Genomic DNA, 20,349 nt, shown 5'->3' on the forward strand with positions numbered 1-20,349 from the left:
CCCGGTTGGGTCAGCTCCGCGAGTTCCAGTTCTGCCAGTCATTCCAGTCGTCGTCCTGAGCGTCGACCGAAATCATCGGCATACGCGCGGACGAGGCATGCTCCTCAACCTCATGCTCGATGGGCTGATTGTTTTCTTCGCGCTGCTTGCGGCGCTTGCCCCACCCCCAACGCTTGCGACGCTTCGGCTCGCTTTCCTGCTCGCGGCTGGCCTCCTCATTCCACGAGAACTCGGAGTTCCAGTCCTCCTGGAACGAGGCGGACATCTCCGGTTCCTGCGGTGTCACAGGAGCCTGAGGCATAGCAGGTGCCTGGGGTGCGGGAGGCACCTGGGGTGTGACCTGGGGTGTGAACGGAGACGGGGCTGTCTGGGGTGCGATCGGTGCCTGAGGTGCGATCGGTGCCTGAGGCATGGCTGCCGGGGGCTCCTGCATCGGCGCGACCTGAGGAACAGCTGGTGTGTAGGGCACCGCCGACGGAGTCTGTGCCGCCGGTGCTGCGGGAGCGCTCCCCTGGAGGGGAGACGCCACCGGGGGAGTGGGAGCAAAGGCTGAGGTCGGCTCGGTTGCCGCCGGCCCGGACTCACTGCGCGAGCTCGTGGACCAGGCACCGGCATCCACCCGACGAACACGCGGAAACTGTGCGGTGGGCATCTCGGCTTCATCGGCCACCGACACGAACGAGGCCGGCTCCGGCTCTGGGACCGCGACGGGTTCCGGTGCGGGCACCACGATGGGTTCGGGCTCGGGGGCCGCGACGGGCTCGGGCTCGGAGGCCGCGACGGGCTCGGGAACGACGAGGGGTTTCGGCTCCGGCTCGGGAACGACGACGGGTTCCGGTGCGGGCACCACGATGGGTTCGGGCTCGGGCACCGCGACGGGCTCGGGGGCCGGTTCGGGGGCCGCGACGGGCTCGGGAACGACGAGGGGTTCCGGCTCCGGCTCGGGGACCACGATGGGTTCGGGTTCGGGGTCCGCGATGGGCTCGGGAACGACGAGGGGTTCCGGCTCCGGCTCGGGAACGACGACGGGTTGCGATGTGGGCACCACGATGGGTTCGGGCTCGGGCACCACGATGGGTTCGGGCTCGGGGGCCGCGATGGGCTCGGGAACGACGAGGGGTTCCGGCTCCGGCTCGGGAACGACGACGGGTTCCGGTGCGGGCACCACGATGGGTTCGGGGATCGCGACGGGTTCCGGCTCCGGTTCGGGGACCACGATGGGTTCGGGGACCGAGATGGGCTCAGGTGCCGGTTCGGGAACGATGAGGGGTTCCGGCTCCGGTTCGGGGATCACGATGGGTGCGGGTTCGGGAACGACGAGGGGATCCGGCTCAGGCTCGGGGACCACGACGGGTTCGGGTGCAGGTTCGGGAACGACGACGGGTTCCGGTGCGGGCACCACGATGGGTTTGGGCTCGGGCACCGCGACGGGCTCGGGGACGACGATGGGCTCAGGTGCCGGTTCGGGAACGACGACGGGTTCCGGTTCGGGAACGAGCGCATGCTGAACCTTCGGAATCAGCATTGTCTCGGGTGCCTCCTCCATGTCTCCCGGAGGTGCCGGCACCGGCGACGAGACAGCCGAGTCAAAGGACGCGCGCTCGAGAGCGGGGACAGCATGCTGCGTCTCGGCCTCGTAGCCGTGCGCGACAGCCTGCGGAGCCCCGGGGGCGGAAATCCCACGAGCGGGCGTAGGAATGTCCGCAGGAGCAGGAGCAGGAGCAGGAGTCGACGAGATAGCCGGCGCATAGCGCTCGGCTGACGCCTGAGCAGCGCTGGCGGTCGGAGGCATCCCCTGTCCCTGTGCGAAACCAGGAGCGTGACCCGTAGAGGGAACGGTGGGATCCTGCATCATCGGACGCGCCGGCTGTGCGGGGAAAACGGCTGGGCGGTGCCCGCCGGGCGAGCGCTTGCGCTTCGGTGACTGAGTTGGCTGAGCTGGCGTCATGGGTGCGGGTGCGGCAGGTGCGGGATGAGACTTGTGCTGCCACACGAAGCCGGTATCACGCGGCTTAGGCTGCGGAAGTGAGGAGAGATCCGGCTGCTTAGAATCGGTCGGCGAAGTGCCTCGAGAGGCATCGGGTGAGGTTGTGGCCCCGATGCCCTGGTGCATCGCGGGATTGGCAGCACTCTGTGTCGGGAGAGCCGTTGATCGCGGCGGGGCGTGGGGTGCCGAGGCCTGGGTCCCCTGAGGAGCGGAGGGGCGTCGCACGTGGGATGGGGGCGCGCTATGTTCAACACCCGGGGTGGTCTCCGTCGATCGCTTCGAGCGAATCGCGTAAATGACGATGACGACGACCAGCACGATGACGATCAGGCCGACGATCAAGGCGATAAGAAGCCCCAGAGAGGGGCCCGAAGAAGAATCGGATGCGGCGGGGGAGACGCTGTCAGTGGAGTTTCCATCTCCAGGGATAGGTGTCGCGCCCCATGGGTCCTTCAGGGCATTCGCGCCGTCCGCAGCTGCGGGATCTCCACCGGGAGCAAGGGAGCCGTTCACCGTGATGACCTGGGGGACAGCGTCAGTCCATGTCGTCACCGACAGGGCGCGTCCCTCGTAGGTGGTTGCCGAGGTGGCCGCGCCGGACGTCGCTGACTTGACCTCCCCTTCAACGCTCAGGGAGACAGAAATGAGGGTGAGGGAAGAGCCGAAGGCCTTGCGATATTCGGCCAGGGTTCGGTCAGTGCGAGCGGAGAGAACAAAGGCGCCCGAGTCCTGGAGAGTGAACTCGGATTCGTCCTGCGCCCGGGTGTACATGAGCTGCATGTGACAGACCGTCACGTCGTCACGTGTCACGTACTCGACGTGTTGATCCGTCGAGCTACCCGCGTACGGGGTGCATGTGGATTCGCTCATCGTGCGCGAGGGGTCGACGACGGTCAATGTATCGACGAGCTGGCCGTCCTTGGTTAGGACGTACGCCTCGGACAGCGTCGGGCCGTCCGCCGCGTGAGCGCCGAATACGACCGTCGACGTGATGAGTAGAGCCCCGAGCGTGGCGCACAGGGCGCGAAAGAATCGCATGCAGTCCTCCTGATATGAACCACTCGATTATCGTCTCTTCGTGGATACAAAGCAACGAGGGGCGCAACGTGCGAGATTGGCTGACCAGTCGTCAAGTGAAGTTGAGAGCACTGTCAAAGGAAAATAGCGCTCATTGACAAGGTGGGATCGCGATCCATCGCGTAGTATGACAGGTATCTACCTAAGGTCAGGTTTTCGATGGTTGTTTTGTGAAAATCTGATTGAATTGAGGAGGGGTTCCATGAAGTGTCGACCTGCCACGCGTGCTGACATTCCTGAGATGACGCGAATTATCACCGAAGGATTCCTTGACTACCCTCTGCACGTCATGCTCGAGCCGTACCTCTACCGGCCGGAGCGTTACCCCGAATGTCTTACCGTGATCAATCGGATGCTGGCGGATTCGTACCAAAGGGTTCGCCACGCCCTCGTCGTTGAGCATGAGGGGCGAGTTGTGGGAACCGCCCTGATGCATGATCGCAAGGTTGGTGTTGTGCGCAGCTTCCTCAGCGGTGGGTACGAGCTCTATCGCTATGCGTCGCCCCTGCTCGTGAAGGAGTTCTCTGACGTCGTGGATTATGCCGATCAGGTGACGATTGACACGGGGGATTTCGATTGGTATCTCGAGGTGCTCTCGATTGATGAGAGCATGCGTGGGCGCGGTGTTGGTCGCTGGCTGGTCTCGCAGGTGCTTCCGGACTACGTGGCAAAGCGTGCGGGGCGGGCGTATGGATTTGTCACCTCCACCGAAAAGAATGCACGTTTCTACCTCAATGGTGGATGCGAGCTCCTCGATCGTTTCGACGTGCGTATGCGCCAAGAGACCTGTCCGATCTGGTCTTTCCAGAGGCGCGCGAAACTCCTCTGAGTGCTGCCGCGCGACCCGATCGGACTGAGGGGCATTCCCGCATCTAACAGCCTGGCGTTTCGCGGGTCGCAGTGTCCCACGTGGCTGCGCGTCGTCCCTAGAAGGGAAGCGTGCGCATAGCACGGTCGATGAAGAAAGGAGGCCGCGCCCTGAGCCGGCCGGCGGCTTCTTCGGATCGTGGGGATGACAGAAGATGTCGTCGCCGCCGTGGTTCCTAGAAGCAGACCGCCCACAGTGCAACAAGTGGCACTCAAGCATCGGGGTGGTTCTGCGGCGGACGATGGTGTCAATCGTTTCGTTAGTGAAACGTCTTTCGGCGTTCAAGTATGTCACAATGATGTGAAGCCAGCCATACTCGAAGAGGAGTGATTCATGCTGTCGACCGATACTGTGTCTCTCAGCCCCAACCCGCTCGTGCAGGCCCTCGGAAAACCCGCTAAGGACTTCACGAAAGCCGACATTATCGGCTACATCGAAGACAACCACATCCCGATGCTGAACCTTCGATACGTCGGCGGAGACGGTCGACTCAAAACGCTCAACTTTGCGATCCAATCGAAAGCTCACCTCGATCGGGTCCTCACACTCGGTGAGCGCGTCGATGGCTCGTCTCTGTTCACATTCGTCGAGGCGACTTCCTCGGACCTGTATGTGGTCCCGCGTCTGTCGACGGCTTTCCTTAATCCCTTCGCATCCATCCCGACGCTGGACATCCTCTGTAGTTTCTACGACGTGGAGGGAAAGCCTCTCGCGTCGGCTCCTCAAGAAATTCTGCGGAAGGCTCAGCGTGCCCTCACTGCGGCGACCGGGTGCGAGCTGCAGGCTCTCGGAGAACTTGAGTACTACCTGTTCTCTTCGCAAGACAGCCTCTATCCGGTCGAAGAGCAGCGTGGATACCACGAGTCCGGGCCCTTCTCGAAGTGGGAAAACGTGCGTACCGAGACCCTGCTTCACTTGGTGAGCATGGGGTGCGCCGTGAAGTACGCGCACTCCGAGGTCGGCAACTTCGTCGCTGACGGGCGTCAGATGATCCAGCAGGAAATAGAGTTTCTGCCCGTCGATGTCATGGACGCGGCCGATCAGATGGTGCTCGCTAAGTGGGTGCTTCGCGAGGTTGCCCACTCCTACGGCATCGAGGTGTCCTTCTCGCCCAAGATCGCCGTCGGTCAGGCTGGATCCGGCATGCACTTCCACACGCGCCTCGTGAAGGATGGTGTCAACCAGTTCTCGACCGGTGAAGGGCTGACTGAGAAGGCACTCCAGGTTATCGGTGGCTACCTGTCGCACGCTGCTTCGCTCACCGCGTTTGGTAACACCGTTCCCACATCGTTCCTGCGTCTCGTTCCTCATCAGGAGGCGCCGACCTCGATCTGTTGGGGAGATCGCAACCGTTCCGTCCTCGTGCGCGTGCCCCTCGGCTGGCAGAACATCGACGATTCGATGTTCCGGGACGCCAATCCCAGCGAGGCGCCGATCGCGCATATGCCCAATGATTCTCAGACCATCGAGCTGCGTAGCCCCGACGGATCTGCCGCGATCCACCTGCTGCTTGCCGGTATCGCCGTCGCGGCCCGCATCGGGTTGACGGAGCCGGGGATGGCAGACTACGCCCGTGAGCGCAAGGTTGACGGGGACGCGTCCCAGACACCGGGTCTGGACCAGCTGCCGGATTCCTGCTTCGAGGCTGCGGGCAGGCTCATTGCGCAGCGTGAGGACTACGAGGCGCTCGGGGTCTTTCCCGCCGGGCTCATCGACTCGTGGGCGTCCCACCTCATGGAGATGGGGGATATGCACCTACGCGACGACCTGGCAGACTCGAAGGTGTCCGTCGAAGAACTCGTGACGCGCTACTTCCACGTTGGATAGCGCAGCATACGCAGGGCCCCGACCTCGCGTCAGAGGTCGGGGCCCTGCGTGACTCAGCCTGTTAGGCGAGGTCCGGTGGACGGAAGCGTTTATCGTCCGTCTCGGCCCCAGAACTGGCGGGAGGCTGAGGGCGCGCGGGCGTCGTCTCGTCTCGGCCCGACGATGCCGGCGAGAGGGAACGCTTGCCGTAGGGAGCGGCAGCCGACTTCTCCGCCGAGGCGGCGCGCAGCCGCGCCTTGCGCAGCGCCGCCTCCCGATCGAATTGCGCGTCGGCAGCAGCCTGGCGAGAACGCTTCGAATGATGCAGGAGTCCGGTTATGACGGCGAGCATGAGGACCCCTGCCGTGATCGCCGCGATCGGGGCGAGTGACCCCGCGGTGGAGCCATGGCCTCGTCCCTGGGGGGAAACGGAAGGCGATGGTGAAGGCGTAGGGGAGGCTGTTGCCGAGGACACGTCAGCATCGACAGTGCCCGTCGCGCTCACGTCGCCAGTAACGTCACGCCAGGTGACAGTGCTCGCGTCTATCTTCGTCGATGCTCCGGGGTTGGAGATCTGCCCGCCCTCAGAGGCCTCAGCGACGAAGGAAGCGTGTGCGACCAGGGTCACCGACTCGATGGTGGCGGACGCATCCGGGGAGGAAAAAGCCCCCAGGAGGCGGGCCGACGTCGACTCAAAATGGAACACGCCGCCGTCGTCGACCGAAACGACCTCAGCACCGCCGTCCTCAAGCTCCCAGGTGAAACGGCAGGAGTCCACCCCATCAACCGTCACAAGGAGAGAAGACGTCGCCTTGGCCGCCGTGCCCATCGACTGGCACTGCTCGCCGATCAGAGGCTCAGACGTCGACAGAGTCACCTGGTGGGTGGCACTCACGCCCGGCGTCATCTCATAGACCTCGCTCAGGCGGATCTGCGTGGGATCATCGGCGAGTGCCGCTGTTCCGCCCGTCGTCAGGGTGAGAGCCCCAGCGATGCCGAGCAGCGCTCGCGCGAGCTTCATTCAGCCTCGTCCTCCGAGCGCAGGCGCGGAACCGAGGTCTTCTCCGGGCGGACGCCGACCTTCTCGGCGTAAAACGCGCGGATCACCTCCATGTCGGCGCGCACGTCACCGGTGAGCTGATACGTGGGACCCCAGCCGAACGTGAGAGTGCTGCGGTCGATGAAGCCCAGCTGAATCGGTACGCCCGCCTCCATCGCGATGCGGTAGAAGCCGGACTTCCAGAAGTCGCGCGGTGAACGCGTGCCCTTCGGAGTGATACACAGCGTGAACGTGTCCGCCTCGCGGATGCGCTGGGCGACCTGCTCAACAAGGCCGTGCGCCGCGCTGCGCTCCACGGGAACCGCGCCGATCTTCTTGACGAACCAGCCGAGGATCGGGGCCTTGACGATGGAGTCCTTCACCAGGAACGAGAAGGTGCGCCCGCACTTCCACATGGAGATTGCCATGAAGACGCCATCCCAATTCGATGTGTGCGGGGCTCCGATCACGATGACCTTGTCCGGCAGGGGCTGCGTGGACAGCTTCCAACGGGAAACGGACAGGTATGCGGAGGCAATCGCGGAGGTGAGAGCCATGAGAGCCTTTCTGTTCGTAGCTGGAGCCAATCCTACCCGCGGTCCGGTCAGTCCAGCGTCTCCACCGCGAGGGTTTGCGTCATGATGTGAGGGTGTCCCGGCCACAGCGTGAGTGCCCGCTCGCGCACCGCCGCGGTTTCCACGCACACGAAGTCCTGCCACTCGCCCTCACCAACGTCGCTCATGGTGGCCGCGCCCTGGGACCCGGGATTCCATACGATCGTCGAGCCTGAGCCGTTCTTATCCACGATGATGCGTCTGCCCAGCTTAGGATCGACGACCTGGACCTGGTGAGTGGAGGTGTAGACGCGGTCGGTGGGCCCAATGAAGGTCACGTCGCCGCTCTGGATGGCGTAGCGCTCGCGGACCTTGTCGTAGTAGCGTGCCCCGTCCAGACCCTCGATGGTTACGTCCTTGACATCGCCGACGCGCAGGTAGGTGTGTAGGGCGGCTTCGATCGCAAAGGGATGGTCGTCCTCGTTCGTGAGGGTCAGGCTCATGTTGAGCTCGGCCCCCACGGCGATGTCCAGGCGCGCACAGAAAGAGTGCGGATAGAGGGCGGACGTCTCGCCCGTGTGGTGCAATTCGAAGGAGAACGAGGCCGGGGCATCGTCTGCGGGCTGCGTGCTCGACAGCAGGGTCCAGGGGGTCGTGCGGGCGAAGCCGTGGGTGCTTGCTCCTTCCCCGGGCCTCGCCGGGGAGTCGGTGGGACTGCCGAACCAGGGCAAGCACAGGGGGATGCCTCCACGAATCGCCCGTGTGCCGTCCAGCACCGCGTGGGAGGAGAGCCACAGGACGTCCGGGTGGCATGTGGGACGCCACGACAGCAGGTGCGCACCGAAAGGGGTGACAAGGGCCGAGGCCCCGGAAACTTGCGCGCTGAGCGTGGCGATGTCAGTCATAGAACTCAGTTAACGCCATTGTTCGTTGTCGAGCAACTAGAACGGCCGATGGGGCCTCATATGTCCACGCGGTGTCCGCGACGTGGTGGAATTCGCAACACGAGGATCGCATCGTCCCTTGTTCAGCCGATATTCTGGAGGCCCATGTGCGTGAAATTGGTTCGAACCGGTCGTGTCCGAGGCATCTGTGCCCCCTCACACGCATACTCACACGCATAATTCTGTATCCACATTTGAGGAGTCCACATATGTCCACGCGTCCCGACCTGCGAAATGTCGCGATCGTCGCTCACGTCGATCACGGAAAGACCACGCTGGTTGACGCAATGCTCTGGCAGTCCGGAGCATTCTCCGAGCGCGACACCGTCGAAAAGACCGGTGAGCGCGTCATGGACTCCGGCGACCTGGAGCGCGAGAAGGGCATTACCATTCTCGCCAAGAACACCGCCGTCCACTACACCGGCCCCGCCGCCCAGGCCCTGGGCCTCGAGAGCGGTGTGATCATTAACGTTATCGACACTCCCGGTCACGCCGACTTCGGGGGCGAGGTCGAACGTGGCCTGTCGATGGTCGACGGCGTCGTCCTCATGGTCGATGCCTCCGAGGGGCCGCTCCCTCAGACCCGCTTCGTGCTGCGTAAGGCCCTTCAGGCGCATCTACCCGTCATCGTCGTCGTCAACAAGGTCGATCGCCCCGACTCGCGCATCGAGGAGGTTGTCTCCGAGACGACCGACCTGCTCCTGTCGCTGGGCGAGGACCTCATGAACGAGGGTATCGACATCGACGTGGACTCCCTCATGGACGTGCCCGTCGTCTACGCCTCCGCCAAGGCCGGCAAGTGCTCCCTGGATAACCCCGGTGACGCCCAGCTGCCCACCGAGAACCTCGAGCCCCTGTTCGAGACCATTCTGAACCGTATCCCCGGCCCCAGCTACGACGAGGACATGCCGCTGCAGGCCCACGTCACCAACCTGGACGCCTCCCCGTTCCTGGGCCGTCTCGCCCTCCTGCGCATCCACAACGGCACCCTCAAGAAGGGGGCCGACGTGGGCCTGGCGCGTCACGACGGCACCATCCAACGCGTCCACATCTCCGAGCTGCTGGCCACCGAGGGCCTCGAGCGCGTGTCCACCGACTCCGCTGGCCCCGGCGACATCGTCGCCGTCGCCGGCATTGAGGACATCATGATCGGCGAGTCCCTCGTCGACCTCGAGGACCCGCGTCCCCTCCCGCTCATCACGGTGGATGATCCGGCCATCTCCATGACCATCGGCATCAACACCTCGCCCATGGCTGGTCGCGTCAAGGGCGCCAAGGTTACGGCCCGCCAGGTCAAAGACCGCCTGGACCGTGAGCTTATCGGCAACGTGTCTCTGAAGGTCCTGCCCACCGAGCGCCCCGACGCCTGGGAGGTTCAGGGCCGCGGCGAACTCGCCCTGGCGATCCTCGTCGAGCAGATGCGTCGCGAGGGCTTCGAGCTGACCGTCGGCAAGCCGCAGGTCGTCACCAAGGAGATCGACGGCACGCTCAGCGAGCCCATGGAGCGCATGACGATCGACATCCCCGAGGAATACCTCGGCGCCGTCACGCAGCTGATGGCAGCCCGCAAGGGCCGCATGGAGACCATGGCGAACCACGGCTCGGGCTGGATCCGCCTCGAGTTCGTCGTTCCCGCCCGCGGCCTCATCGGCTTCCGTACGCGCTTCCTCACCGAAACGCGCGGCACCGGCATCGCCTCGTCCATCTCTGAGGGTTACGCCCCCTGGCAGGGCTCCATCGAGCAGCGCCTCACCGGCTCCCTCGTCGCCGACCGCGCTGGTCAGGCCACCCCGTACGCGATGACCAACCTGCAGGAGCGCGGCTCCTTCATCGTCGAGCCTTCCTCCGAGGTCTACGAGGGCCAGGTTGTGGGTGAAAACCCGCGCGGCGAGGACATGGACGTGAACATCTGCCGCGAGAAGAAGCAAACGAACACTCGTAGCGCGACCGCCGACGTGTACGAGTCGCTGACCCCGTCTCGCAAGCTGACGCTCGAGGAATCCCTTGAGTTTGCGGCCAACGACGAGTGCGTCGAGGTTACGCCCGAGGCCGTGCGCGTGCGCAAGGTCGTCCTGGACGCCCAGGAGCGCTTCAAGATCGCTGCTCGCGAGCGTCGCGCCAACCGCTGATCAGCGCCGCGTCCCTCGCCCGCTAAATCGTGGGCGGGGGAGGCACACGCTTGCCCGTCACCATCGTGCGAGCATCCACGCGAACCGGCCCACGCCTCGTCGCGACCGTGACGTGTGTGGGGGCCACCTCAAGCGCCTCCCCCAGAGCGTCGTGCAAGCCGTCCGCCAGGCGGTAGCGGATGACGATCCTCTCGCCGACCGAGAAGCCCATCCAGGGTAGATCGGGAATTGCGCCAGGCGCGCGTGCGGAAATTTCCTCATGCGCGCAGTCAGCCGTGTTCGACGCGATCGGCGCATTTTCACCGATCGCAGAGCTGTGGCGGACGCGGGGTGACTCGGGGCTACTCATACGTGAATAATAGAATCAACGAGTCTTTAGAACCGACCAGGAGGAACGTCTCATGACCTATGTCATCGCGCAGCCCTGCGTGGACGTCAAGGATCGCGCTTGCGTGGACGAGTGCCCCGTCGACTGCATTTACGAGGGGGCCCGTACTCTCTACATTCACCCCGAGGAGTGCGTGGACTGCGGCGCGTGCGAACCCGTGTGCCCGACCGAGGCCATCTTCTACGAGGATGACCTGCCCTCCGAGTGGTCCGACTACCTGCGCGCCAACGTTGACTTCTTCAACGACCTGGGTAGCCCCGGCGGTGCCCAGAAAACCGGCGTCCAGGACTTCGATGATCCGATGATCGCCGCGTTGCCTCCTCAGAATGAGGAATGGAAGGCCGAGAACCTCTGACAGTCGATAGGGTAGGGGTATGACAACGATCCTTCCCCGCCCTCTTGACCTGCCCGAATTCCCCTGGGATCAGCTGGCGCCCGCCAAGGCGCGCGCAGCTGAACATCCCGGGGGAATCTGCGATCTGAGCGTCGGAACCCCCGTTGATGACACCCCCGCGTTCATCCGCGAGGCCCTCGCCGATGCCTCGAACGCGCACGGCTATCCGACGGTGATTGGCACCGCCGAGGTGCGCGATGCGATCCTGGCGTGGGGCGCGCGCCGAGGTATGGTCGATGTCGGTCACGGCGGTGTGATTCCCACGATCGGCTCGAAGGAAGCCGTCGCCTGGATCCCCGCCCTCCTGGGCGTGCGCGCGGGGGATACGATCCTCGTTCCCGAGGTCGCCTACCCGACCTACGACATTGGTGCCCGACTCGCGGGTGCCACCCCCGTCGCCGTCGACCCGACGAATCCCGACAGCTGGCCCGATGCCGCCCTCGTCTACCTGAACTCCCCGGGCAACCCGGACGGCCACGTCATGAGCAAGGACGAGCTACGAGCAGTCGTTGGCTGGGCGCGCGCCCACGGTGCCGTCGTCGTCTCCGACGAGTGCTACGCTGCCCTGCCCTGGTCGCAGCCCTACGTGAGCGAGGGCGTTCCCTCCCTGCTTGATGTGGACGTGTGTGACGCAGACGCGAGCGGCCTGCTGGTCCTGTACTCGCTGTCCAAGCAGTCGAATCTTGCAGGCTACCGCGGGGCTCTCATCTACGGCGATCCCCAGCTAGTTGCCCCGATCGTCAGCACGCGTAAGCACTCCGGTCTGATGGTGCCCGCCCCCGTCCAGCACGCGATGGCGGTGGCCCTTCGTGACACCGAGCACGTGGAGCGTCAGCGCAGCGTCTACGCGGTGCGTCGCGCCCTCCTCCTGGATGCACTGACCGACGCCGGCCTCGACGTCGATCCCGATAGCGCCGCCGGCCTATACCTGTGGGTCGCCGATCCCGCCCACCCGCGTGACTCGTGGGCACTGGTGAACCGCTTGGCAGATCTCGGCATCCTCGTGGCCCCCGGCGACTTCTATGGCACGGCGGCCCGCGGGCGCGTCCGCGTCGCCCTGACCGCCACTGACGAGCGAGTCCAGGTGGCCGCTGCCCGCATCCGCGAGGCCTGGGCGACGCGCTGACATCCAACGCGACGAACGAGGCCGGGGCTACCCAGCGCAGTGCGTGCGGGCGGCCCCGGCCTCGTTGATGTCAACGCTCAGTTCGATGCGTGCAGTGCGTCGTTGAGCTCGATGCCCACGACGCCTGCACGGGCGATGGCCTCGATGCGGCCGGTTTGAGAATTGCGGCGGAACAGGATGTTCGACGCGCCAGACAGGTCGCGTGCGGCAATCGTGCGCGGCTCGGCCTCGCCGGAGGAATCAATGAGCGTGACCTTTGCGCCGGCGGTCACGTACAGGCCGGCCTCGACAACGCAGTCGTCGCCGAGCGCGATGCCGAGGCCCGAGTTTGCGCCCAGCAGGCAGCGCTCGCCCAGACGCACGCGCTGCTTACCGCCGCCCGAGAGGGTGCCCATCGTGGAGGCGCCGCCACCGACGTCGGATCCGTCACCGATAACGACGCCCTGCGAGACGCGACCCTCGACCATGGAGCGGCCCAGCGTGCCCGCGTTGAAGTTGACGAAGCCCGCGTGCATGACGGTCGTTCCCTCGGAGAGGTAGGCTCCCAGACGCACACGCGTTCCGTCGGCGATGCGCACACCGGAGGGCAGTACGTAGTTGACCATCGGCGGGAACTTGTCGACGCCCTGCACGGTCACGGGGTGGCCGTCGCGAGCGCGCAGGCGCAGGCGGGTCGCCTCGAAATCGGCCACGGCACAGGGGCCGGCGTCCGTCCATACAACGTTGGGCAGTACCGCGAAGATGCCGTCCAGATTGATCGTGTTGGGCTTCACGAGCCGGTGGGAGAGGAGGTGCAGACGCAGATAGGCGTCCTCCGTCGAGGCGGGGGCCTGCGACAGGTCAATCGTCGTGGTCACGACAACCGTGCGCACGCGACGCGCGTCATCGACGCGCTCCAGCACGGACAGCGAGGTCGCCAGCTCCTCGTCAGCACCGGGCTCGCCCAGGTGCGGGGCGGGGTACCACGTGTCGAGTGTCGTTCCGTCCAGGGTGATCGTTGCGAGGCCGATGCCCCATGCAGTGCTGTTGTCCATGCCCCTACAGTACGGGGCGCGGCCGGGGTGATTGGGGCTGAAACTCAGGGGCGCGGCGCATCCCACAGGTCCGGCCAGAAGACTCCGAGCTCGGACGCCATGGAGCGTAGCAGAGGCAATGAGATGCCGACGACAGAATGATAATCGCCCGTCACCCCTTCGATGAAGGGGCCTCCAAGTCCGTCGACGGTGAAGGACCCCGCCACGTGCAGCGGCTCCCCGGAGGCCACGTACGCGTCAATCTCGGCATCCGAGATGTCCCCGAAGTGGACCTGAGTAGAGGCCGAGCATGTGACGGTCGCGGTCACGACGCGGCCTCCCGGCTCTACGCCCTGCGCCGACGAGGCGGGGGCGAGGATCGCGACCGAGTGCCCAGTCCACAGGACGGCAGTCGTGCGGCGCATCGCGCGGATTCGCTCGTGGGCTACCTCGGGGGTGTGGGGCTTTCCGAGCATCTGGCCGTCGATTTCGAGCATGGAGTCGCAGCCGACGACGAGCACTGCCTGACTCTCGGGAAGTTCTGCGTGCGCGCCGGGTGCGCTCAGAGCCTTGCAGACGTCACCGCACTTGGCCGCGGCGAGAGCCGCAACCTCATCGGCCGGGGTTGTTGTCCCGCCCGAAAATGCGCGCCCGCCCGGCAGCGCGGCGAGCACTGCGTCCTCGTCAACCGTTGACACCTGAACGATTGGGGTGATGCCTGCTGCAATCAGCGTGGCGCGGCGGGCGGGAGAAGCGGAGGCAAGAACAAGGCGCATGAGGACATTTTCTCCTAAGGAGTCTCAGACGTGCAGACAAGCTGCAATTTGGTGCAGGAATATCAGTTTTCGCAGGTAAACGTGCAATTCTCTGGTGAAAAAGCCATCAGACTACTACAATTGTCAACGTGTGAGGTCGCATTCTCGATGTGACTTTGAAAAGTGATCTGATATACCGTTACCCGCTGATGTGATGTTGAGTCGGCCCAACGAGGAGGGACCTGCGATGGATGAGCGTGCGGCTTCGTCCCCTGCAACTCCCGATGAGCTGACCGCAACTAGCTACGTTCCTCAGCTTCTCGGTGGTCAGCTGCTGTATTCCGCCCGTGAGATCGCAGAGGCGACGGATACGCCCATTGAGCGCGTCTTCCGTTTTTGGATTGCCCTCGGCTTCCAGGCTCCTACTGCCGACGACAAGGTCTTCTCCCAGCGGGACTTGGATGTTTTCAGTCGTTGGCATGACCTCGTCGAATCGGGCGGTATCGATACGTCCACGTCTCGTTCTCTCCTGCGCGCGAATGCTCACCTGGCCGACCGATTGGCTCTGTGGCAGTTCGAGGCCCTGGTAGAGGACTCGGTGCGTCGCCTCATGCTGGACGACACGACGGCGCGCATGTACGTGCTGGACCATATGCGCGAGTACATCGACGTCTTTCAGGAGATGTTCACCTACGCGTGGCAACGTCAGCTTGAGGCGACTTTGTCTCGTTTTGATCGTGAGGTCTCTCAGCGCGGCCACGAGGAGCGTCATAACCGTTTCCCGCTCAACCGCTGCCTCGGCTTCGTTGACATGGTGTCCTACACGTCTTCCTCGACGATCCTCGGGGATGCCCTCGTGGGTCTCATTGAGCGCTTCGAGGAGGAGAGTCGTAACGCTGTCATTGAGGAGGGAGGTCGCGTCGTGAAGATGATCGGTGATGCCGTCCTCTACATCGCCGATGACCTGCCGACCGGCCTGCGCGTTGCCACTGCCCTCGTTGAACGGCTCAACGCCGACGACGAAACGCTTCCCGTGCGAGCTTCCTTCGTGCGAGGCGACGTGTTCTCGCGGTCGGGCGATGTGTTCGGTCCTACGGTGAACCTCGCGTCTCGCCTCGTGGACATTGCTCCGGTGGGTAAGATCCTCACCGATCCGACCACGGCTGCTGCTATTGCCGCCGGAGAGGTTGGCGACGGGTACGAACTGGAAGAGTTCCCGACCGCGGACTTGCGCGGTTTCGGTCCCGTCTCGCCGTACCTGCTCTCGAGCGTTGTCAAATAATGCTCATCTCGCAGTGTGAACGAGTGCTCGACCGGCCCGCATAATGGGTCAAGAACAGTGCAAGGTTTGGTTCAGAATTGCTAAGATGTAAGCGTGACTACAGTTCTCCTCGTTGAAGACGACCCGGCCATCTCCGAGCCCCTCACCCGTGCACTGGGCAGGGAGGGCTACGACGTGCGTGCGCACGCGACGGGCGCTGAAGCCCTCGCTGATGTTCGCGGCATTGACCTGGTTGTCCTGGACCTCGGCCTACCCGACATGGACGGTCTGGATGTCGCCCGCGAGATCCGCTCCTCAGGCAACCGAGTTCCGATTCTGATCCTTACTGCGCGCACGGACGAGGTCGACATGGTCGTCGGCCTCGATGCGGGCGCTGACGACTACGTGACGAAGCCCTTCCGACTCGCGGAGCTCCTCGCTCGCGTGCGGGCCCTCCTGCGTCGCCAGGCTGCAGAACCCGCCGAAGGCGAGCTGCGCGCCCAGGACATCCGCATGGATGTCGCTGCGCATCGCGCGTTCGTCGGTGATGCCGAGCTGAGCCTGACCGCCAAGGAGTTTGACCTTCTGCGCGTCCTGCTGCGCGAGGCCGGTTCGGTCGTCGCCCGCGACACCCTCATGCGCGAGGTGTGGGGCTCGGATCCGACCGGCTCCACGAAGACCCTCGACATGCACGTGTCGTGGCTGCGCCGCAAGCTCGGGGACGACGCGACCGACCCGCACTACATTACGACCGTGCGCGGCATGGGATTCCGTTTCGAGAACGTGCGCTGAGGGAGGCCCGCCATGCGCGCACGCGCGGTGAGGATGATCGTCTCCATCGTCGCCGTCGTGTGCGTGCTGATGGGGCTGCCCGGGGCTTTCTTCGCGTCGGCGTCCATCTGGTCTTCTGAGCAGCGTAGTCTCGACGTTCAAGCGCAGCTGATCCTCCAAAATATCGAGCGCAGGCGTGCCGTTGGGGAGGGGAATGACCCTGCCACTCTTGCCTCGCTGGTCGCCGATCAGGCGAACAGCCGCGGTGGGGAGCTCAGCTACCGCATTAAGGTGCCCGAGGCGAACCTCGTCACCAGTGGAACGGTGATTCCCGGAAGAACAATGACGGCGCTGGCATCATCGCCCAGCGGCGTCTCGGTCCAACTCACGGCGTCGGCCTCGAATGCGATCACCCGCATCACCTGGGCCTGTGCGCTCTTCGGCGGAGGCATGGTTGCATCCATGCTCATCGGCTGGTTGCTTGCACGTTCGCTATCACGAGAGCTATCCGCCCCGCTCATCTACCTGGCGGCCCAAGCTGAACAGATCGGCTCGGGCGGTGTGCGCGCCCGCATGGAGAAGTCCGGCATCGAGGAAATCGATCTGGTCTCCGAGGAGCTCGCGCGCACGGGCGAGCGGATGGCGGGACGCCTGGCCGCAGAACGCCAGGCAGCCGCCGACGCCTCTCACCAGCTGCGCACACCTTTGACCGCGCTGTCCATGCGCCTGGAGGAGATCGAGCTGGTCTCCACGGAAGACGAGGTGCGCGCCGAAGCCCGCACGTGCCTCGAACAGGTCGAGCGCATGACGAACGTCGTCACGGAGCTGCTCGATGTCTCCAAACGTTCGACCAGCCAGACGGAGGCTATTCACATCCTCGAGGTCTTCAACACCGCCCGCGAGGAGTGGGAGGATCAGTTTGAGGCGGCTGGTCGCCCCCTTGTTTTCCACGACGAGGCTGAGCGACCCATCTTGGCCGATGCCGGAAAACTTGGACAGGTCCTGGCGACCCTCATCGAAAACTCCCTGCGCTACGGGGCTGGGACCACGCGCGTGTGGGCGCATGCGGGCACGTCAAAGCGCGGCGTCGTCATCGAGGTCACAGACGAAGGCGAGGGAATCGACGACGACCTGGCTCCCGACATCTTTGAAAAGGGTGTGTCCGGGCACGGCTCGACGGGCATCGGCCTGGCGCTGGCCCACGACCTGGCTCAGGCGATGGGCGGGCGCCTCGAACTCAAGACGAACAAGCCTGCGGTGTTCACGGTCTCGGTCGCCGCAATCCCAGCCTCACTTGATCCGGACCGCGTCATGCCTGAAGGGCCGCTCATGTCTATGGGACGCCGCTCGCGGCGCTTCTAGGAGCGGAGTAGATTGGAAGGCGTGGAACACGAGATGTCGACCCCTCCCACCGTTGCCGTGATTGGTGGCGGGCAACTAGCACGCATGATGCAACAGAGCGCGGTCGCGCTCGGCATTAATCTTCGGGCCCTCGTCGAGGCCTCGGATGGGTCTACCGGGCAGGTGACCGTCGACAAAGCGGTGGGCGCACCCGCCGACCTGGACGCAGTCGCTGCGCTCATTGACGGCGCGGATGTCCTCACTTTCGAACACGAGCACATCCCAGCGGCCACGATGGAGGAGGCCGCACGGCTGGTCTCCGTCCAGCCTCCGGCCAGCGCCCTCCTGTACGCCCAGGACAAGATCGCCATGCGCGAGCGCCTGACCGAGATGGGGATCCCGTGTCCCGCGTGGGCGCGCGTCGAGGATGAAGGTCAGCTGGAGGAGTTCGCCACGACGATCGGATGGCCCCTCATCGTCAAGACCCCGCGCGGCGGATACGACGGGCACGGCGTGGCTATCGCCCACAGTGCAGCGGATGTTGAGTCCTGGTGGGGCAATGGGCCCCTCCTTGCCGAGGCCCTGGTCCCCTTCACCGGCGAGGTCGCGGCCCTGCTGGCGCGCACCCCCTCGGGCGAGGTCGCCTCGTGGCCCGTCGCCTCCACCGTGCAGGTGGACGGCGTGTGCGCCGAGGTCACTGCTCCCGCAATCGGCATCCGCCCGGAGACTGCCGCCGAGGCGCGACGCATCGGCGAACGCATCGCATCCGAGCTGGGGGTCACCGGCGTCCTCGCCGTGGAGATGTTCGTCGTCGGGGACGGAGCGGACGAACGCGTTCTCGTCAACGAGCTCGCCATGCGCCCTCACAACACGGGTCACTGGACCATCGACGGTGCGGTTACCAGCCAATTCGAGCAGCACCTGCGCGCAGTCCTCGACCTGCCGCTTGGCTCGACTGAGCTGAGGGCACCGGGCACGCACGCAGTCATGGTCAACCTGCTGGGTTCCTCCTGCGCTCAACCCGCGCGCGCCCTCGCCGCCGCCTTTGCCGCCGGAGGGGCGGACACGAAGGTCCACCTCTACGGCAAGGAAGTGCGCCCCGGACGCAAGCTTGGCCACGTCACCGTCGTAGACGCGGATCCCTCCGTTGGCCTTGAGCGAGCCCGGGCCGCAGTGAGCGCCCTCCGGGGCGAGAACCCCACTGACTGACCCATCCACCCGTCCGCCGGCGAGGGACCGGATGCCCCGGCCTCGTCCCCTCTCGAAAGGATCGCCCGTGACCACCGACCTCGACATCCAACTGACCGCCACCGGTGACAACCCACTTGTCGGCGTCGTTATGGGCTCCGACTCCGACTGGCCCACGATGGAGGCCGCCGTCAGTGCCCTCGCTGAGTTCGGTATTGCCTGCGAGGTTGGTGTCGTCTCAGCGCACCGCATGCCCGAAGACATGGTCGCCTACGGGCGCGCTGCATCGGCGCGCGGACTGCGCGTCATCATCGCCGGAGCCGGGGGAGCGGCTCATCTGCCCGGCATGCTCGCCGCCCTCACGGAACTGCCTGTTATCGGTGTCCCCGTCGCCCTCAAGCACCTCGATGGCGTGGACTCGTTGCACTCTATCGTGCAGATGCCCGCGGGCGTGCCCGTCGCGACCGTGTCGATCGCCGGTGCTCGTAACGCTGGCCTTCTCGCCGCGCGCATCCTCGGCGCGGGTGAAGGGGAGCGCGCCGAGTCTCTGCGTGCCTCGATGCGCGCCTTCCAGAAGGACTTGCGCGACGTGGCCAGCGCAAAGGGCGCGGCCCTCGCCCAGCGAGTCTCCGAGGCCCACTGAGCGAGACGCGAACACAAGTCCCGCGTGGGTAGCCGCAGGGACCCTGCGCAGCGTATCCTGAACCCATGAGCATTCTCGTTTGTGGCGGCGCCGGCTACATCGGCGCACACGTTGTCCGCCTCCTGCGTCAGCGCGGGGATCGCGTCGTCGTCGTCGATGACCTGTCAAGCGGCAAAGCATCGCGCGTCGGTGACGCCAAGCTCGTGAAGCTCGACGTGACGCTCGATGAAGCACGTTCGGCGCTGTCCACTCTCATGGTGGACGAGGACGTCACCGCCGTCATCCACTTCTCTGCGCGTAAGCAGGTCGGCGAGTCGGTCGCCCGCCCCGCCTGGTACTACCACCAGAATATTGGCGGCATGGCCAACGTCCTTTTGGCAATGGAGGACGCGGGCGTCGATCAGATGATCTTCTCCTCCTCGGCTGCGGTGTACGGCATGCCCGACGCTCCCGTCATCACCGAGGACATGGCTGGTCGCCCCATTAACCCCTACGGCGAGACCAAGCTGATCGGCGAGTGGCTGATGGCTGACTGCGAGCGGGCGTGGGACCTGAAATGGATCGGCCTGCGCTACTTCAACGTGGCGGGTGCCGGATGGCCCGACCTGGCCGACGAAGCGGTCATGAACCTGATCCCGATGGTGCTGGACCGCGTTGAGCGTGGTGAGAGCGCCAAGATTTTCGGTACCGATTACGACACCCCCGACGGCACCTGCATCCGCGATTACATCCACGTCCTGGACCTCGCTGAGGCGCACATTGCCGCCCTCGACGTGCTTGCCGAGGGGCGTCAGCCCGACCACCACACCTACAACGTGGGCACCGGCCTGGGCACCTCCGTGCGAGAGATCGTCGACGGCCTGCGCCGCGTCATGGGCTGGGAATTCCCCGTCGAGGAGCTCGATCGCCGTGCCGGCGACCCGCCCAAGCTGATTGGCGACCCGCTCTCAATCGGTGTCGACCTCGGCTGGAAGGCCAACAACGGGGTCGAGGAGATCCTCACCTCCGCGTGGGAAGGCTGGCAGGCTGGTCCCCGCCCGATCACCGTGCCAGGAGCCTGAGCGC

18 protein-coding genes are annotated in these 20,349 nt (G+C 65.1%); 11 read left to right on the top strand and 7 right to left on the bottom strand.

All coding sequences use genetic code 11. The features are described 5' to 3' along the window. Positions 1–10 precede the first annotated feature (10 nt). Positions 11–3,025 (bottom strand): hypothetical protein, encoded by a 3,015-nt coding sequence (locus tag RDV55_RS07905; RefSeq protein WP_111823692.1) that lies wholly within the window; start codon positions 3,023–3,025, stop codon positions 11–13. Between the two features lie 328 nt (positions 3,026–3,353). Here RDV55_RS07905 and RDV55_RS07910 point away from each other — a divergent pair, with 328 nt between their 5' ends. Both RDV55_RS07910 and RDV55_RS07915 read left to right on the top strand, forming a co-directional pair. Then, positions 3,354–3,893 (top strand): GNAT family N-acetyltransferase, encoded by a 540-nt coding sequence (locus tag RDV55_RS07910; RefSeq protein ID WP_245907686.1) that lies wholly within the window; start codon positions 3,354–3,356, stop codon positions 3,891–3,893. Between the two features lie 372 nt (positions 3,894–4,265). Next, a complete protein-coding gene (locus RDV55_RS07915) occupies positions 4,266–5,759 on the top strand; it encodes a glutamine synthetase family protein (protein ID WP_111823694.1) in 1,494 nt (497 codons plus the stop codon). A gap of 61 nt (positions 5,760–5,820) precedes the next feature. On the opposite strand, the gene RDV55_RS07920 is transcribed toward RDV55_RS07915, so the two are convergent. The 3 genes from RDV55_RS07920 to RDV55_RS07930 are packed head-to-tail and all read right to left on the bottom strand — an operon-like array spanning position 5,821 to position 8,236. Then, a complete protein-coding gene (locus RDV55_RS07920; protein WP_111823695.1) occupies positions 5,821–6,759 on the bottom strand; it encodes a hypothetical protein in 939 nt (312 codons plus the stop codon). Further along, the gene (locus tag RDV55_RS07925) at positions 6,756–7,334 is read right to left on the bottom strand and encodes a 1-acyl-sn-glycerol-3-phosphate acyltransferase (protein ID WP_111823696.1); all 579 of its coding nucleotides are present in this window, start codon (positions 7,332–7,334) and stop codon (positions 6,756–6,758) included. The genes RDV55_RS07920 and RDV55_RS07925 overlap by 4 nt, the downstream gene beginning before the upstream one ends. 47 nt (positions 7,335–7,381) lie before the next feature. After that, positions 7,382–8,236: a D-hexose-6-phosphate mutarotase gene (locus RDV55_RS07930; RefSeq protein WP_111823697.1), complete on the bottom strand. Its 855-nt coding sequence runs from the start codon at positions 8,234–8,236 to the stop codon at positions 7,382–7,384. A 248-nt stretch (positions 8,237–8,484) separates the two neighbouring features. On the opposite strand from RDV55_RS07930, the gene typA reads away from it, so the two are divergent. Next, positions 8,485–10,404, top strand: a complete 1,920-nt coding sequence (typA, locus tag RDV55_RS07935) for a translational GTPase TypA (protein WP_111823698.1) — start codon at positions 8,485–8,487, stop codon at positions 10,402–10,404. 22 nt (positions 10,405–10,426) lie between these two features. Here typA and RDV55_RS07940 read toward each other — a convergent pair whose 3' ends face one another. Next, on the bottom strand, positions 10,427–10,753 hold the full coding sequence (locus tag RDV55_RS07940; protein WP_111823699.1) for a putative acetyltransferase: 327 nt from the start codon (positions 10,751–10,753) through the stop codon (positions 10,427–10,429). A gap of 52 nt (positions 10,754–10,805) precedes the next feature. Here RDV55_RS07940 and fdxA point away from each other — a divergent pair, with 52 nt between their 5' ends. Both fdxA and dapC read left to right on the top strand, forming a co-directional pair. Next, positions 10,806–11,147, top strand: coding sequence for a ferredoxin (fdxA, locus tag RDV55_RS07945; RefSeq protein WP_111823700.1), 342 nt, complete (start codon positions 10,806–10,808; stop codon positions 11,145–11,147). 19 nt (positions 11,148–11,166) lie between these two features. Beyond that, positions 11,167–12,312 (top strand): succinyldiaminopimelate transaminase, encoded by a 1,146-nt coding sequence (gene dapC, locus RDV55_RS07950; RefSeq protein ID WP_111823701.1) that lies wholly within the window; start codon positions 11,167–11,169, stop codon positions 12,310–12,312. A 77-nt stretch (positions 12,313–12,389) separates the two neighbouring features. Here the strand turns inward: dapC and dapD are convergent, their stop codons facing one another. Beyond that, positions 12,390–13,346 (bottom strand): 2,3,4,5-tetrahydropyridine-2,6-dicarboxylate N-succinyltransferase, encoded by a 957-nt coding sequence (gene dapD, locus RDV55_RS07955; protein ID WP_111823702.1) that lies wholly within the window; start codon positions 13,344–13,346, stop codon positions 12,390–12,392. Positions 13,347–13,390: 44 nt separating this feature from the next. Continuing rightward, complete coding sequence (locus RDV55_RS07960) at positions 13,391–14,101, bottom strand: Maf family protein (protein ID WP_111823703.1); 711 nt, start codon at positions 14,099–14,101, stop codon at positions 13,391–13,393. 226 nt (positions 14,102–14,327) lie between these two features. Between RDV55_RS07960 and RDV55_RS07965 the strand changes: the two genes are divergently transcribed. From RDV55_RS07965 to galE, 6 genes are all read left to right on the top strand, one after another. Continuing rightward, the gene (locus tag RDV55_RS07965; protein ID WP_111823704.1) at positions 14,328–15,362 is read left to right on the top strand and encodes an adenylate/guanylate cyclase domain-containing protein; all 1,035 of its coding nucleotides are present in this window, start codon (positions 14,328–14,330) and stop codon (positions 15,360–15,362) included. Positions 15,363–15,455: 93 nt separating this feature from the next. Next, entirely contained in the window at positions 15,456–16,133 is a 678-nt protein-coding gene (locus tag RDV55_RS07970) for a response regulator transcription factor (RefSeq protein WP_111823705.1), read from the top strand. 12 nt (positions 16,134–16,145) lie between these two features. Further along, on the top strand, positions 16,146–17,474 hold the full coding sequence (locus RDV55_RS07975; RefSeq protein ID WP_111823706.1) for a HAMP domain-containing sensor histidine kinase: 1,329 nt from the start codon (positions 16,146–16,148) through the stop codon (positions 17,472–17,474). A gap of 33 nt (positions 17,475–17,507) precedes the next feature. Then, positions 17,508–18,662 carry a 5-(carboxyamino)imidazole ribonucleotide synthase gene (locus RDV55_RS07980; protein ID WP_111823707.1) on the top strand — a complete coding sequence of 385 codons (1,155 nt, stop codon included), beginning with the start codon at positions 17,508–17,510 and terminating at the stop codon, positions 18,660–18,662. A 67-nt stretch (positions 18,663–18,729) separates the two neighbouring features. Then, on the top strand, positions 18,730–19,284 hold the full coding sequence (gene purE, locus RDV55_RS07985) for a 5-(carboxyamino)imidazole ribonucleotide mutase (protein WP_111823708.1): 555 nt from the start codon (positions 18,730–18,732) through the stop codon (positions 19,282–19,284). A 65-nt stretch (positions 19,285–19,349) separates the two neighbouring features. Beyond that, positions 19,350–20,345 (top strand): UDP-glucose 4-epimerase GalE, encoded by a 996-nt coding sequence (gene galE / locus RDV55_RS07990; protein ID WP_111823709.1) that lies wholly within the window; start codon positions 19,350–19,352, stop codon positions 20,343–20,345. Positions 20,346–20,349 lie beyond the last annotated feature (4 nt).

The organism is Schaalia odontolytica (assembly GCF_031191545.1).
Taxonomy (GTDB): Bacteria; Actinomycetota; Actinomycetes; order Actinomycetales; family Actinomycetaceae; genus Pauljensenia; species Pauljensenia odontolytica.

Coding starts and splice junctions, on each gene's coding strand:
- RDV55_RS07905 (WP_111823692.1), bottom strand. CDS start 3,025: ATGCGATTCTTTCGCGCCCTGTGCGCCACGCTCGGGGCTCTACTCATC.
- RDV55_RS07910 (WP_245907686.1), top strand. CDS start 3,354: ATGCTCGAGCCGTACCTCTACCGGCCGGAGCGTTACCCCGAATGTCTT.
- RDV55_RS07915 (WP_111823694.1), top strand. CDS start 4,266: ATGCTGTCGACCGATACTGTGTCTCTCAGCCCCAACCCGCTCGTGCAG.
- RDV55_RS07920 (WP_111823695.1), bottom strand. CDS start 6,759: ATGAAGCTCGCGCGAGCGCTGCTCGGCATCGCTGGGGCTCTCACCCTG.
- RDV55_RS07925 (WP_111823696.1), bottom strand. CDS start 7,334: ATGGCTCTCACCTCCGCGATTGCCTCCGCATACCTGTCCGTTTCCCGT.
- RDV55_RS07930 (WP_111823697.1), bottom strand. CDS start 8,236: ATGACTGACATCGCCACGCTCAGCGCGCAAGTTTCCGGGGCCTCGGCC.
- typA (WP_111823698.1), top strand. CDS start 8,485: ATGTCCACGCGTCCCGACCTGCGAAATGTCGCGATCGTCGCTCACGTC.
- RDV55_RS07940 (WP_111823699.1), bottom strand. CDS start 10,753: ATGAGTAGCCCCGAGTCACCCCGCGTCCGCCACAGCTCTGCGATCGGT.
- fdxA (WP_111823700.1), top strand. CDS start 10,806: ATGACCTATGTCATCGCGCAGCCCTGCGTGGACGTCAAGGATCGCGCT.
- dapC (WP_111823701.1), top strand. CDS start 11,167: ATGACAACGATCCTTCCCCGCCCTCTTGACCTGCCCGAATTCCCCTGG.
- dapD (WP_111823702.1), bottom strand. CDS start 13,346: ATGGACAACAGCACTGCATGGGGCATCGGCCTCGCAACGATCACCCTG.
- RDV55_RS07960 (WP_111823703.1), bottom strand. CDS start 14,101: ATGCGCCTTGTTCTTGCCTCCGCTTCTCCCGCCCGCCGCGCCACGCTG.
- RDV55_RS07965 (WP_111823704.1), top strand. CDS start 14,328: ATGGATGAGCGTGCGGCTTCGTCCCCTGCAACTCCCGATGAGCTGACC.
- RDV55_RS07975 (WP_111823706.1), top strand. CDS start 16,146: ATGCGCGCACGCGCGGTGAGGATGATCGTCTCCATCGTCGCCGTCGTG.
- RDV55_RS07980 (WP_111823707.1), top strand. CDS start 17,508: ATGTCGACCCCTCCCACCGTTGCCGTGATTGGTGGCGGGCAACTAGCA.
- galE (WP_111823709.1), top strand. CDS start 19,350: ATGAGCATTCTCGTTTGTGGCGGCGCCGGCTACATCGGCGCACACGTT.